Below are 13,907 nucleotides of genomic sequence, written 5' to 3'. Positions count from 1 at the left end.
TGCTGAGCGCACAACAGAATGAAAATTCCATTATTAAGCAAGCTTTGCAATGTCCTTACAAAGAACGCTGACGAAAAACCTATCATTTCATTGAGCTATAAATTAGCCGCGGCTCCGTTAATCAATGAATTTCGCAACCCCCTTCACACTTTTCGGAAAAAATGATCCAAAAAACACCATTTAGAACATATATTCCACAATGAAGACCTCGCGTGAATAACAGTTGAACATCTGAACCTACACCACCCTCTTTCTGAACAAGCAACGTTCAGGCCGTAGAGACAAGGGGCTATAACAATGGATACCAGGCAAAAACGCTACAACATGAAGTATGTCATTCTCTGCTGTACCGTCGCGGCATTTGGCGGCCTGCTGATGGGATATGACTCTTCCATTATTTCCGGTGCAATCGAACCCTTAAGTGAATATTTCCAGTTAACGCCAGCTGAAACGGGCTGGGCGGTTTCCAATATCCTGCTCGGTAGTTTGGTCGGCTGCTTTATGGCGCCGCGCCTCAGCGACAGACTCGGACGCAAGAAATCACTCGCCATCACTGCTCTACTGTTCACCGTTTCGGTGGTCGGTACTGCTATCGCCCATAACTTCACCGTCTTTGTTATCTTCCGCATGATCGGGGGGTTAGCGATTGGCCTGGCATCGGTGATTTCCCCCATCTATCTGGCCGAACTTTCCCCTTCAAAGTTTCGCGGTCGCACGACCGCGCTGTATGCCGTGTGCTGCGTCGGCGGTCAATCAGTCGTGTTGCTGACCAACTATTTCATCACTAAATCCACCTTGCCCGAGGTGATGATCAATATGGGCTGGCGCTACATCCTCGCGACGGCGCTGGTGCCCTGTGCGCTGTTTATGCTGTTCATCGCCTTTATCCCGGAATCCCCGCGCTGGAATGTGCTGAAAGGGAAATATGATGAAGCGCTGGATACGCTGACCAAGATCTCAAACCGCGAACATGCCGAGAGCGTGTTCAACGAAATCAAACACTCTTTTTCTGACAAAACCGCTCAACAGCATAAATCGCGCCTGCGACTGGATAAAACGACCATTCCGCTGCTGATCGTCGGTGTTGGCCTGGCGGTGGGTAATCAGATTAGCGGTATCAACGTGATTCAGTATTTCGGGCCCACGCTGCTGAAGAATGTGGCGGGCAGCACCGACTCGGCGCTGCTGCAAACTTTCTGGCTGTCGATTTGTCAGTTTATTGGTGTACTGGCCGGCATGCTGCTGATTGATAAAGTGGGGCGTCGTAAGCTGCTGCTGCTGGGTGCCATCACCTCCTGCGTGTGCCTTACGTACTCCTTTATCGCCTTCTATTACCATTTACCGGGCATGCTGGCGGTGGTTGGCCTGTTCGCTTACATGATCTTCTTCGGTATGACGTGGGGACAGATCGTGTGGACCGTGCTGGGCGAAGTATTCCCTACGGAGATTCGTTCGATTTGCGTGGGGATTTCCATCTGTGCGATGTCGATGGCGAACTTTGTCATCAGCAGCACCTTCCCAATTATGAACAGTAGCCCGATGCTGCTGGATATGTTCCACGGCGGCTTCCCGCTGCTGCTGTTCGCGATTTTCTCACTGGGGATGTACTTCTTTACCTTCCGCTATTTACCAGAAACGGCGGGCGTATCGCTCGAGAAGATTCATGCGCTAGTACTGCGTAAATTTAACGTCGAGGCGGATTTGCCGGAGAGCACCGCAACTGGCAAGCCGAGCGAGTCGTTTGATATTCCGAGGCATTAATCGAAAGGATGCGCAATGAATTGCGCCGCTACGGACTTGTAGCGGCGCGATTTATCGCGCTGTTATTGGCTTGGGCGTTCGTACTGCTCGATCACCGCCAGTGCTAAACCGTTGGCAGGATCGATACGCAGCGGCAGAAAATGCAGCGCAGTATGGGCGAATGTAAAGGCCAGCGCACCGGCCTGCGCCGCCTGCTGCACGGCAAGCACAAAAGCAGGTTGGGCATTCCAGGGTCCATCAATGATGATGCTGGCCGGATTCACCAGCTGCATGACCTGACTCAGCGCATTGCCTAAATGGGTGCCCGCCTGCGTCATCACCTCATTGACGATCTCCGGCTCGCTCTCGCAGTTCTGCCAGCGCAAACCCGATTTTCGTTTTGCCAGCTGCTGCTGAATCGCGGGCTTACTCACCAACGTTTCCAAACATCCCAGCCGTCCGCAGCTACAGCGCTCGCCGTTGGGCTGAATGGTCAGATGGCCAATTTCGCCAGCCGTCCAGCTGCTGCCGGTGAACACTTCACCCTGCTCCACCAGCGCTCCGCCCAATCCTTCAGAGATACGCAGATAGAAATGGCTCTGCGACTTATCCAGCTCCAGCTGTTGTACCGAGAGCAGCGCTGCGGCTTTAACGTTGTTCATAATGCGCAGAGGCAAAGGGACTTCACGGTGCAGCAGGGTCATGACATCAACATCCTGCCAACCGAGATGGGCAGAGAAATGGACCCATCCACGCACGGGATCGATGATGCCCGGGAAGCCAATCGCTACGCCCAGCAATTCGGGATGGGCAGCATGCAGGGTTTGGCATACTTCCACCAGCTCATGCAGCAGATGCTCTGGATCGCGGGTTTCCGTTCGCCAGGTTTGTTCCGCAATCACCTGCGAAAAGTAGTCACAGACGCGCCAGTGAATCGCCTGTCGTTCCACCATAATGCCGGCGCTTTTCAACTTTTCTGCGCGCAGCGAAATTTCAATTTTTGGCCGACCGGCCGATGCCACGCTGACCGGGCCAAGCTCGTTGATCAGCCCTTGCTCCAGTAAATCATCAACAATCAAAGAGACGGTGTTTTTGCTGAGTTCAAGCGCTAGTGCCAGATCCTGGCGGGAGGTGATGCGGGTCGAACGCAGTTGCGTCATTACCCGCTTCAGATTATTCAGGCGAAGTAACGCTGGACCTTTACCGGCTGCTTTCATAGCCCCCCTCAATACTCATCACCGCGCACGCGGCTGCGGTAACTTTCCCAATCAAAGCGCACCCACAAACTATTGCCGAGGCGCATACGATCCATTACGCGTTCGCCGAGCAGAGAATTCATCCCGGCCGGATCAAGATTGGATAACATTCCCGTCGGGCGTTTCGATGAAGATCGACGATCGACAATCTGATTGATGATCACTTTTTCATAGCGCGATTCACTCTGCATACCGATCTCATCGATCACCAGCAGATCAACATGGCTAAGATCGTGCAGCAGACGCTCTTCGGTTAAATCACTGCCACCGCTGAAGGTGCCTTTCATGCTGGACATCAAATCGGCCACGGTAACAATCAGCACGCTTTTACCGCGGATAATCAGATCGTTGCCAATCGCCGCAGCAAGATGATTTTTGCCGGTGCCGGGACGACCGGAAAAGACAAAGCTCGAGATGCTATTTTCAAATCCAGCGGCATATTCGCGCGCCATCGCCAGCGCTTTACGCTGCCCATCATTTTCCACGCGATAGTTATCGAACGAGCAGTTCATGTGCAGCTCACGGATGCCGGAGCGTCCCATGATGCGCTGCATTTTCATCGCGCGGTTTTCCCGCACAATTGCTTCCGAGCGCAAACGGCCCTGCTCCTGATTCCAGGCCAGCAGCTCCGCACCGTTTTTAAATTTCGGCTGCACGTCGGACGGCATCATTTTTTTCAGGCGGCTAAAAAGTTCGTTCGGCGTTTTCATTACTCACCTCGGAATCCATCGGGAATATCATAATCAGTATTGCTGATTTGCGTGAGATCGCGTTTTGGCTGCCCGCCATTGGCGGCACGGTTCATCTGCACGCTGCGCGCTAATTTTTGCTGCCACTGTACGTGGTGGAATAATCGGCCTTCCGCCTGCCAGTACGCGACAAAAGCGGCCAGCTCAGCGGCGGTGACGCCTTCGCTCAGCGCCACGCCCCAAATGGCCGCCTGACGCTGAAAATCGCTATCCGGCTGCCAGCCTTCGTACATAGCGAACTTGCCCACCGGCGTGGCAATGGGCGCGCTTTCTGTCTGAAAGAGACTTTCATCCAGCGTGACATCATTAGGCTGCTGCGCGGCCGCTTCCAGCGCCAGCAACTGCGCCAGACGCTGCGGCGTCAGCGCATAAAACGCGGGCGTATTGTTATGCAGCACCGCCAGCGTGCCGTTATCGGCCTGTTGCAGTACCGCGAGCGGGTCATGACAAAAGCCATCCAGCCCCACCAACGTTGAAGATAAGATTTTGACTGACATGAAGAAACCTGACGTTAACCAGCATGATGCGTCGGGCGGCAAATTCAGACCGACGTTATGCGGTAAGTGTACCTGTTTTAGGGCAAGGGATCGCCAAAAAGGTCGTAGGTATTAGCGTGATGCAGACAGCGGTTGAGCGTGTTCCACATGGCGTGAAACCGGCAGTGCCTGAACCGAGACAGGCTGTGGTCGGGTTTGCCACAAATAGCGTGCAGAGGCGATCAGGCAAAGAGTGTAACCGAACATCTCGCTGCCCTCTTCCGCCATATTTTTCACCACGCGGTTATATCCGTCCATCATCAGATGTTCCCACAGCTGATGCATGCCAAATAAGCGTGAAAACACCAGCACAGCCAGTAATCCTGCGGCCATCATCTGCCAGCTGCGATGCTGCACCAGCGATACCAGACCGGGCAGAATCTGACGTGGCTGGCGCAATGCCATGGCCAGACTGGCAGCCGTTGTCGCCAGCGCAAACCACAGCCACGATCCGTGCCTGATGAAATCGAACAGAAAGTCCATCTCGCGAATCAGCATACAGCTATAAAAACCGCCGACCAGGAGCAGCACGCTGCGCTGCTGCGGCCGTTGCCAGGCGCAGAGGAAATAGCAGGAAGCGATCAGCAGCAGCATTACTTCCTGCGTGATTTCGGTGAAAGACGCTTCGTGCAGTGCATCGTTCATCCAGTTGACGTCGATATAGACCATCGCCATACAGAAAACCAGCATCAATCCACTGATGATAAATGCCGTAATTTCACGGCTAATAAGAATAATATTGTTGCGCATATTGTGACCAAAGTAATGATTAGCGCGCTTAGTATATTGACCCCACTTTTTAACACTTCTCTTTTTATGCCGATTAGAAGCTGGCGCTGACGCCAAGGCTATAAATAAACTGCTCGCCGCTGCTCACCGCACCGGTTTGTGCAAAGGAGGCAAAGGCCGCCATATTTTGGCCCAGCGGCATATTGGCGCCGACGCTCACATCCACCCAATTGTTTTCACGGCCATTCGTCTCATCGGGGCGGAGGCGCGTGGGGGAAGAAAGCTCTTCATTCACCAGATGGCTATAGCTCACCTGTGCCCAGGGCAATATCCCGCCGAGGCTGGAGTCAACGCGCCAGCCTAATGACGCAATATGCTCGGCGTTATTGCTGTCTACCCATTCACACTTTGGACAGCTGAGCGTCGAATCATCGACCGCAAATTGTGCAACCGGCCCGGTGCTGATTGTGCCACTCATCGGCATTGACCAGCCTGCTGAGTAACGATTCACAAACGGCGCGGCACCGACGCTGGCGGTTTCGCTATGCAGCACCATCTCGCTGTTATTGGGCGAGTTAAGTGCCGCGTCTAACAAGCTGACATCGCTATTTTCCGTCAGCATCAGATGATTACTGGAAATTTTTTCAGCAAGAATTGCGTTGTAATCGGGGGCACTATTTTGGCTCGTCTGATCTAAGGCATGCGCATTCCCGGCCAGAAAAAATAGCCACAAACCGCCAAAAGCCAGCGCAAGATTGTGCTGGCCTGTCCGCTGACTTTTCTGCAACATGAAAGACTCCTGACGAGCCGGGGAAGAGAATGGGCGTTAAGATTTTATAAGATCACTATCGGCACCCATTGCTTAACTATTAATCGATTTCGTCATTCGTCAAGGGATTTACAGCTTTTTCATCTGCTAAAGGGAGTGAGGCAATGCAACGTTGTGGCTGGGTAACTCAGGATCCGCTGTATATCGCGTACCACGACCAGGAATGGGGTGTTCCGCAAACTGATAAGCGCGTCTTATTCGAGATGATATGCCTTGAAGGCCAGCAGGCCGGTCTTTCATGGATAACGGTATTAAAAAAGCGCGAAAATTATCGCCGCGCATTCCATGAATTTGATGCCAATGCTGTGGCCCTGATGGATGAAGACGATTTGGCGCGCCTGATGCAGGATGCCGGCCTGATCCGCCATCGCGGCAAGCTGGAAGCCATCATCAATAATGCCCGCGCGCTGCTCGCGCTGGAAGCCGCGGGGGAAGACTTTTCCCGCTTTATCTGGTCATTTGTTGATAATCAGCCGATTTTGCATTATTACGCGGATTATAAATCGGCCCCCACCACCTCCGAACCCGCAATTGCGCTCTCTAAGGCGCTTAAAAAGCGTGGTTTTAAATTCGTCGGCCCAACAATTTGCCACTCATTTCTACAGGCTTGCGGCCTGATCAACGATCATCAAACCACCTGTTTCTGCCATCCTGATAATCTTTAACGCAATTCTTTACATTTTAAGACTGCCTCTCACGCATTTCCCCATTATTGAACGGCATAATAGTGCCGTTTTGGGGCTTTTCCCCGTTTAAATCTGTGAGGGATTTTTTATGAACAAGCGTATTTTGGCGCTGACCTTGTTATTGAGCGGCAGTGTTGCTTTGTCGGGATGTACCACCAATCCTTACACCGGCGAATCTCAGGCCGGAAAATCGGGCATCGGCGCCGGGTTAGGCGCGGTGCTGGGCGCAGGTGTCGGCGTGCTGTCATCGTCGAAGAAAGATCGCGGTAAAGGCGCGTTAATTGGCGCAGCCTCCGGTGCCGCACTGGGCGGTGGCGCGGGCTATTACATGGACGTGCAGGAAGCCAAACTGCGCGACAAAATGCGCGGTACCGGCGTGAGCGTGACGCGTCAGGGCGATAACATCGTGCTCAACATGCCAAATAACGTTACGTTTGATTCCAACAGCAGCAACCTGAAACCGGCGGGGGCCAATACTCTAACCGGCGTGGCTATGGTGCTGAAAGAGTATCCAAAAACAGCCGTGAATGTGGTGGGCTACACCGACAGCACCGGCACTCGCGCGCTGAATATGCGCCTGTCACAGCAGCGTGCAGAGAGCGTGGCCAGCGGCCTGATTCTGCAAGGCGTGGCACAAAACCGCCTGCGGACCCAAGGTTTAGGTCCAGACAATCCGATCGCCAGCAACAGCACCGAAGACGGCAAAGCGCAGAACCGTCGTGTAGAGATTACGCTTAGCCCGCTGAGCTAAGCGTGCAGCCGGTCTGCGCGGGCAGGCCGGTTTTTACGCGCTTTTTAGCAACTTTTAACAGCATATTTGTTAGAAAAAGCTAAAAAATCGTCCACTTCTAGAGCCGCCGTTTCCTTTATGCTAGCGTGATCAAAATTTGATCAATGGAACGTCATCATGTCGCTAAAAGCCATCGCTGCTACCCTTGGCCTCTCTGTTACCACTGTGAGCCGGGCGCTAAATGGCTATGACGATGTAGCCGCCACCACTCGTAAACGCATTGAAGAAGAAGCGCATGCGCGCGGTTATCGCCCTAATGATGCTGCTCGCCGCCTGAAAACCGGGCGCGCTAATGCGGTGGGTTTGGTGTTTCCTATCAGCCATGCTTCGCTCAATGACAGCTATTACAGCCAAATGCTGCTGACGCTGGATCAATGCCTTGCTCAACACGATATTGATTTGCTGCTGCTGCCCGATAAATCTCACGATCAGCACCGTAAGCTGATGCGTATGATGCGCAGCGGCGCGATTGATGCACTGATTCTGACCCACACGCTGCCGCAGGATGCGCGCCTGCAACGCTTGCAGCAGAAGGGGTTTCGCTTTTTGACACTCGGCCGCAGCGAGCTGCCACAGCCTTATGCCTGGATTGATTACGATAACCACGCTGGCACCTTTCTGGCGGTAGAACACTGCCTGCAACAAGGATTACCGCGCCTCGCCTATCTCGGCAGTAATGAATTCTCGACTTTCACCCTCGATCGTCGCCAGGGGTTTATCGATGCGTTAATCCAACACCAGGCGCCGGTCGATCAATCATTGATGGCAGCGTTGCCCGCTACGCGCCGCTCCGGCTATCAGCAAACCAATGCCTGGCTGGCACAAGGCGATGCGCCGCAGGCGATCATTACCGATTGCAGTACGCTGGGTGAAGGTGCCGCGATTGCCCTGCAGCAGGCTGCGAGGCTGAAGGGCGCGCAGGCTATCCCGCTGTATGTTTACGATGGTTTACCGCATGACTCAATCATCGATCAGCCGGTCAATACTATTCTGCAACTCTCACAGCAGCGCATCGGCGAGCGCATCGCGGAAATGGTGCTACAGCTGCTTAATGATACCCCTGTTAACCAGTTGCAGACGCTGTGGCAACCGGTATTGCGCCTCACTTCTGACGCGCAATGATTGCGCCAGGCGCGAGCTGTGTTAGTCTTCGCCTGTTTCTTTACAGCAGGTGTAAGCAATGAAAACCAGGCCGCCACGAGCCACAATCAGTGACGTTGCCCGTACGGCAAAAACCGGTAAAACCAGCGTTTCACGCTACCTCAATGGCGAAGTGAATCTCCTCTCGCCCGATCTCAAAGCCCGTATCGAACAGGCCATCGCCGAACTCAACTATCGTCCCAGCCAGATGGCGCGTGGGCTCAAACGCGGCCGCACCCGTTTGATCGGCCTGATCATTGCCGATATTACCAATCCCTACTCGGTGGATGTGCTAAGCGGCATCGAAGCGGCCTGCCGCGCGCAGGGTTTTACTCTGTTGATGTGTAATACCAACAATGAAGTCGATCTCGAGCAGCATTATCTGCAGCTGCTGAGCAGCTATCAGGTTGAAGGTATTGTGGTGAATGCGGTAGGTATGCATGAAGAGGTGTTGAATCGGCTACAGCAATCAATGCTGCCAATGGTGTTGATCGACCGTAAAATCCCCGACTTCGCCTGCGATGTGGTTGGGTTGAACAACCTTGAAGCGTCGAACATTGCCACACAGCATCTGCTGGAGAATGGCTATCAGGCGCTGCTCTTTCTCAGTGAACCGCTGGGCAGCGTCAACACGCGTCGCGAACGTCTGCGCGCCTTCTATGACACGGTAAAAAACACCGCACACGTGCAAGCGGAGAATGCCGAAGTGGCGCTGCATCAGCCCGATGCGCTGGAAACGCTGTTACGTGACTTCCACCAGCGCCATCCGGGTAAAAATTGTGCGGTAATCGCGGCTAACGGCGCGCTCACCTTGCAAGTCGCGCGTGCACTGCAACGCTTGCAACTGCGCTGGGGCGAATCTATCGGCCTGCTCGGTTTTGATGAGCTGGAGTGGGCCGCGCTGGCGGGGGTTGGCATTACCACCCTGAAGCAGCCCACCTGGCAAATTGGCTATGCCGCGCTGGAGCAAGTGATCGCGCGTATTGAAGGCAGCGAGACGGCGATCCGTGAGCAGCTGTTCTCCGGCGAACTGATCGTGCGTGGCTCCAGCCAGCCGCTACGCTAACCCCTCATTTGTGGCTCACTTCGTGAGCATGATCATACTTCCGCAGTCTGCGCCTTTCTTTTGGAACCGGTTCCATTTAGCTTTTTTACAACGAATGGGATGTGGTCATGCCCGGAGAGAAGCGATGAAACCAGAAATTATTGTTGTATCTGCCGCATACGGCGCGCAGAAAGTAGCGGAACTTGGCGGCCAGGCTGCGCTGCTGCCGCTGATAAAAAAAGCAGGCGCGGATGGCATAGAAATCCGTCGCGAGCTCTTCAGTGACAGTGAACTCTGCCTGCTGCACGCACTGGGCAACGCGATTTCCCAGCATCAGCTCAGCGCCAGCTATTCCGTGCCGGAAGCGCTGTGGCTGGATGATGGCGCACTGAATCCGCGTCTGGCCCAGTTTCTGCACGAAGCTGAGCAGATCGGTGCTAAACGCCTGAAGCTGGCGTTAGGGCATTTCGTTGCTTTGGACGTTACCCCGCTGCTCGCCGTGTTGCAGGCGTCAAACGTGACGCTGGTAGTGGAAAACGACCAAACACCTGACAGCAAACTGGCGCCGATGCTGCGCTTCTTCCATCAAGCCTGCGATGCGGCTCTGCCGCTGGATATGACCTTCGATATGGGCAACTGGCAGTGGACGGGTGAAGAGGGTTTGCAGGCCGCGGCCCAGCTCAGCCGTTATGTCAGCTATATTCACGTTAAGGCCGCCGTGCCGCATGGCGACACTTTCCGCGCCATCGCGCTGGATGACGCCGATGACAGCTGGCGTTCGCTGCTCAACGCGCTGCCCGCCGATGCACCGCGCGGTATCGAATTCCCGCTGGAAGGTGCGGATTTGCTGGCGGTGACCCGCCATTACGTTGACCTGCTGCGTGCAGCGTAAGGAACCGATGATGACGCAAAAAACGCTGGATGTAGTGACGATTGGCGAAGCGATGGCGATGTTTATTGCCCAACAAACCGGCGATCTCGCGGCGGCTGAAGGCTTCATCAAACGCATCGCCGGCGCCGAGCTCAACGTGGCGATTGGCCTGGCACGTCTCGGGTTGAACGTGGGTTGGGTCAGCCGGGTCGGCGACGACAGTTTTGGCCGCTTTACGCTGCAGCAGTTGGAAAAAGAGGGCGTCGATCACCGCTGCGTCACCACCGATGCGCGCTATCGCACTGGCTTCCAGCTTAAATCTCGCGTTGATGATGGCTCCGATCCGGAAGTGGAGTATTTCCGTAAAGGTTCGGCCGCCAGCCACCTATCGCCAGATGATTTCAACGACGACTATTTTGGTCACGCGCGCCACCTGCACTTAAGCGGCGTGGCGGCTGCGATCTCTGATACGTCACTTCAGCTGGCACAACACGCGGCGAAAGAGATGCGCGCGCGTGGCAAAACCATCTCCTTTGATCCCAATCTGCGTCCGGTGCTATGGCGCAGCGAAGAGGAGATGCGCAAGCAGCTGAATCATTTAGCGGAATATGCCGATTGGGTGCTGCCGGGTGAGAAAGAAGGATTCATTCTCACAGGCTTCAGTCAGCCTGAAGCCATTGCCGACTTCTACCTCGATAAAGGGGTGAAAGCGGTGGTGATTAAAACCGGCGGCGATGGCGCCTGGTACAAAACCGCCAGCGGTGAACAGGGTCAGGTGGCGCCAATTCATGTGGCAAACGTGGTCGATACCGTGGGTGCCGGCGATGGATTTGCCGTTGGTCTGATAAGCGCCTTGCTGGAAGGAAAAACGCTGCCGCAGGCGATTTTGCGCGGCAACAAAATCGGTTCACTGGCGATTCAGGTCGCCGGCGATAGCGAAGGCCTGCCGACCCGCGCGGCGCTGGGCGATTACTAGGCACGATTCCGTATTCAAAACCCAGGTCGCCATAAATGGCGACCCTACGAGATTGGTGCGGTTTTGTAGGGTCGCCATTTATGGCGACCACCCAACGTCAGTGCGGTTGACGTCAGTGCGGTTTTTGTAGGGTCGCCATTCATGGCGACCACCTGACAAAGATTCAAAAATAGCTGTACCTACAACAACGATATTCCGAGGCGCATCCATAGAATGCGCCCACCTCAACCAGAGGAGTCACCCATGAAATCGCAGACAATCGCGCCAAAACGCTGGTGGTTTATCATGCCCATCGTGTTTATCACCTACAGTCTGGCGTATCTGGACCGGGCGAACTTCAGCTTCGCCTCTGCCGCAGGGATTAATGAAGATCTCGGCATCACCAAAGGCATGTCATCGCTGCTGGGCGCCCTGTTCTTCCTCGGCTACTTCTTCTTCCAGATCCCCGGCGCGCTGTATGCCGAACGCCGCAGCGTTAAGAAACTGATTTTCTGGTGCCTGATTTTATGGGGCGGCTGCGCCTCGCTGACCGGCATCGTCAGTAACATCCCGATGCTGGCGGCGATTCGCTTTGTGCTCGGCGTGGTGGAAGCGGCGGTGATGCCAGCAATGCTGATCTATATCAGCAACTGGTTTACCAAATCAGAGCGTTCGCGCGCCAATACTTTCCTGATTCTCGGTAATCCGGTCACGGTGCTGTGGATGTCGGTGGTTTCTGGCTATCTGATTGAATCCTTTGGCTGGCGCGAAATGTTTATCTTTGAAGGCATCCCGGCGGTCATCTGGGCGGTGGCCTGGTGGTTTATGGTGCAGGACAAACCTGCGCAGGCCAAATGGATGAGCGAAAGCGAGAAAGCGGCGCTGCAGGCGCAGCTGCAAAAAGAGCAGGAAGGCATTAAAGCGGTACGTAACTACGGTGAAGCGTTCCGCAATCGCAACGTCATCCTGCTGTGCCTGCAATATTTTGCCTGGAGCATCGGCGTGTATGGCTTCGTACTGTGGTTGCCATCCATTCTGCGTAATGGTTCGCAGATGGGTATGGTGGAAGCCGGTTGGCTTTCTGCCGTGCCGTATCTGGTGGCGACCATTGCGATGATCGTGGTGTCGTGGGCGTCCGATAAAACCCAGAACCGTAAACTGTTTGTCTGGCCGCTGCTGCTGATTGGCGCGCTGGCTTTCCTCGGTTCGTATCTGGTCGGTTCCAGCAACTTCTGGCTGTCGTATACGCTGCTGGTGATCGCTGGTGGTGCGATGTATGCACCGTACGGCCCCTTCTTCGCCATCATTCCCGAGATGCTGCCGCGCAACGTCGCCGGCGGGGCTATGGCATTGATTAACAGTATGGGCGCGCTCGGTTCCTTCATTGGATCGTGGATTGTAGGCTATCTTAATGGGGCTACCGGCAGCCCTGCTGCCTCCTACATTTTCATGGGTGCAGCGCTGCTGGCTTCGGTTTGGCTAACGCTTGTCGTGAAACCCGCCCAGAACAAAACCTCGCCGCCCGTCCACGGGGCGAAGCACGCGTAATCGATTCGGGAGGCCGCAAGGCCTCCCCAACATTTTAAAGGGAGCAAAAGATGAAACCTGCTGTGATTCTGTATAAGAGCCTGCCAGATGACCTGCGCGCCAAGCTGGACGGTCATTTCTCCGTCACTGAAGTAGATGATATTTCCGCGGAAACTATCCAGCAGCACCAGGCACAGTTCGAACAGGCGCAAGGTTTACTTGGCTCTGGCGGCAAAGTAAATGGCGATCTGCTGGCAAAAATGCCCGCGCTGCGCGCCTGCTCAACCGTATCGGTGGGATACGATAATTTTGATGTCGATGCACTGAATCAACGCAACGTATTACTGATGCATACGCCAACCGTGCTGACCGAAACCGTCGCCGATACCATGATGGCGCTGGTATTAAGCACTGCACGTCGTGTTACCGAGCTGGATAAGTGGGTGAAGGGCGGCGAATGGAAAGCGAGTATTGGCCCGGATCATTTCGGCATTGATGTGCACCACAAAACCCTCGGTATTCTTGGCATGGGCCGCATCGGTCTGGCGCTGGCGCAACGAGCACATTTCGGCTTCGGTATGAATATTCTCTACAATGCGCGCCGTCAGCATGAAGAAGCCGAAACCCGCTTTGGCGCGCGCGCCTGCGATCTCGAAACCTTGCTGAAAGAGAGTGATTTTGTCTGCATCAGCCTGCCGTTAACCGAACAGACGCACCATATGATTGGCGCGGCGCAGCTCAAGCTGATGAAGCCAAGTGCAATCCTGATCAATGCCGGTCGCGGCCCGGTAGTCGATGAGCAGGCGCTGACCGCCGCGCTGAAAGACGGCATAATTCATGCCGCTGGGCTTGATGTTTTCGAAGTTGAGCCGGTACCTGCCGATGCCGAGATTTTAACGCTGCCAAACGTGGTGGCCCTACCACACATTGGGTCTGCCACCCATGAAACCCGTTATGGCATGGCACGCGACGCGGTTGATAATCTGATTGCAGCCCTAAGCGGTAAAGTGGAGAAAAACTGCGTGAACCCACAGATCCAACGCTAAGCCGGCTG

General features: G+C 54.7%; 14 protein-coding genes. 9 read left to right on the top strand and 5 right to left on the bottom strand.

Annotated elements, in window-relative coordinates; genetic code table 11:
• Positions 1-297 precede the first annotated feature (297 nt).
• Entirely contained in the window at positions 298-1,761 is a 1,464-nt protein-coding gene (locus tag ACIP6T_RS20445) for a sugar porter family MFS transporter (RefSeq protein ID WP_097095450.1), read from the top strand.
• 62 nt (positions 1,762-1,823) lie between these two features.
• Here the strand turns inward: ACIP6T_RS20445 and ACIP6T_RS20440 are convergent, their stop codons facing one another.
• The 5 genes from ACIP6T_RS20440 to ACIP6T_RS20420 all read right to left on the bottom strand — a co-directional run bounded on the left by ACIP6T_RS20440 (position 1,824) and on the right by ACIP6T_RS20420 (position 5,800).
• Positions 1,824-2,957, bottom strand: coding sequence for an ROK family protein (locus ACIP6T_RS20440; RefSeq protein ID WP_400458635.1), 1,134 nt, complete (start codon positions 2,955-2,957; stop codon positions 1,824-1,826).
• Positions 2,958-2,965: 8 nt separating this feature from the next.
• Positions 2,966-3,706 (bottom strand): DNA replication protein DnaC, encoded by a 741-nt coding sequence (dnaC, locus tag ACIP6T_RS20435; protein ID WP_097095452.1) that lies wholly within the window; start codon positions 3,704-3,706, stop codon positions 2,966-2,968.
• Positions 3,706-4,242: a primosomal protein DnaT gene (dnaT, locus tag ACIP6T_RS20430; RefSeq protein ID WP_097095453.1), complete on the bottom strand. Its 537-nt coding sequence runs from the start codon at positions 4,240-4,242 to the stop codon at positions 3,706-3,708. The genes dnaC and dnaT overlap by 1 nt, the downstream gene beginning before the upstream one ends.
• A 111-nt stretch (positions 4,243-4,353) precedes the next feature.
• A complete protein-coding gene (locus ACIP6T_RS20425) occupies positions 4,354-5,031 on the bottom strand; it encodes a hypothetical protein (RefSeq protein ID WP_400458633.1) in 678 nt (225 codons plus the stop codon).
• A gap of 73 nt (positions 5,032-5,104) precedes the next feature.
• Positions 5,105-5,800 carry an autotransporter gene (locus ACIP6T_RS20420; protein ID WP_097095455.1) on the bottom strand — a complete coding sequence of 232 codons (696 nt, stop codon included), beginning with the start codon at positions 5,798-5,800 and terminating at the stop codon, positions 5,105-5,107.
• A 143-nt stretch (positions 5,801-5,943) separates the two neighbouring features.
• On the opposite strand from ACIP6T_RS20420, the gene ACIP6T_RS20415 reads away from it, so the two are divergent.
• From ACIP6T_RS20415 to ghrB, 8 genes are all read left to right on the top strand, one after another.
• Positions 5,944-6,504, top strand: a complete 561-nt coding sequence (locus ACIP6T_RS20415; protein WP_400458631.1) for a DNA-3-methyladenine glycosylase I — start codon at positions 5,944-5,946, stop codon at positions 6,502-6,504.
• 109 nt (positions 6,505-6,613) lie between these two features.
• Positions 6,614-7,276 (top strand): OmpA family lipoprotein, encoded by a 663-nt coding sequence (locus ACIP6T_RS20410; protein WP_097095457.1) that lies wholly within the window; start codon positions 6,614-6,616, stop codon positions 7,274-7,276.
• Positions 7,277-7,432: 156 nt separating this feature from the next.
• Complete coding sequence (locus ACIP6T_RS20405; RefSeq protein WP_345827597.1) at positions 7,433-8,437, top strand: LacI family DNA-binding transcriptional regulator; 1,005 nt, start codon at positions 7,433-7,435, stop codon at positions 8,435-8,437.
• A 58-nt stretch (positions 8,438-8,495) separates the two neighbouring features.
• Positions 8,496-9,521 (top strand): LacI family DNA-binding transcriptional regulator, encoded by a 1,026-nt coding sequence (locus ACIP6T_RS20400; RefSeq protein ID WP_097095459.1) that lies wholly within the window; start codon positions 8,496-8,498, stop codon positions 9,519-9,521.
• A gap of 124 nt (positions 9,522-9,645) precedes the next feature.
• Positions 9,646-10,392: a sugar phosphate isomerase/epimerase gene (locus ACIP6T_RS20395; RefSeq protein ID WP_097095460.1), complete on the top strand. Its 747-nt coding sequence runs from the start codon at positions 9,646-9,648 to the stop codon at positions 10,390-10,392.
• Positions 10,393-10,402: 10 nt separating this feature from the next.
• Positions 10,403-11,347, top strand: a complete 945-nt coding sequence (locus tag ACIP6T_RS20390; protein ID WP_400458629.1) for a sugar kinase — start codon at positions 10,403-10,405, stop codon at positions 11,345-11,347.
• Positions 11,348-11,590: 243 nt separating this feature from the next.
• Positions 11,591-12,874, top strand: a complete 1,284-nt coding sequence (locus ACIP6T_RS20385; protein WP_097095462.1) for an MFS transporter — start codon at positions 11,591-11,593, stop codon at positions 12,872-12,874.
• A gap of 50 nt (positions 12,875-12,924) precedes the next feature.
• Positions 12,925-13,899, top strand: coding sequence for a glyoxylate/hydroxypyruvate reductase GhrB (gene ghrB, locus ACIP6T_RS20380; RefSeq protein ID WP_400458627.1), 975 nt, complete (start codon positions 12,925-12,927; stop codon positions 13,897-13,899).
• The last annotated feature ends 8 nt before the right edge of the window (positions 13,900-13,907 follow it).

This window comes from Pantoea sp. NPDC088449, assembly GCF_044753225.1.
Taxonomy (GTDB): Bacteria; Pseudomonadota; Gammaproteobacteria; order Enterobacterales; family Enterobacteriaceae; genus Pantoea; species Pantoea floridensis.
The sequence above is the reverse complement of the archived record's forward strand: the minus strand, read 5'-3'. Positions and strand labels throughout refer to the sequence as shown.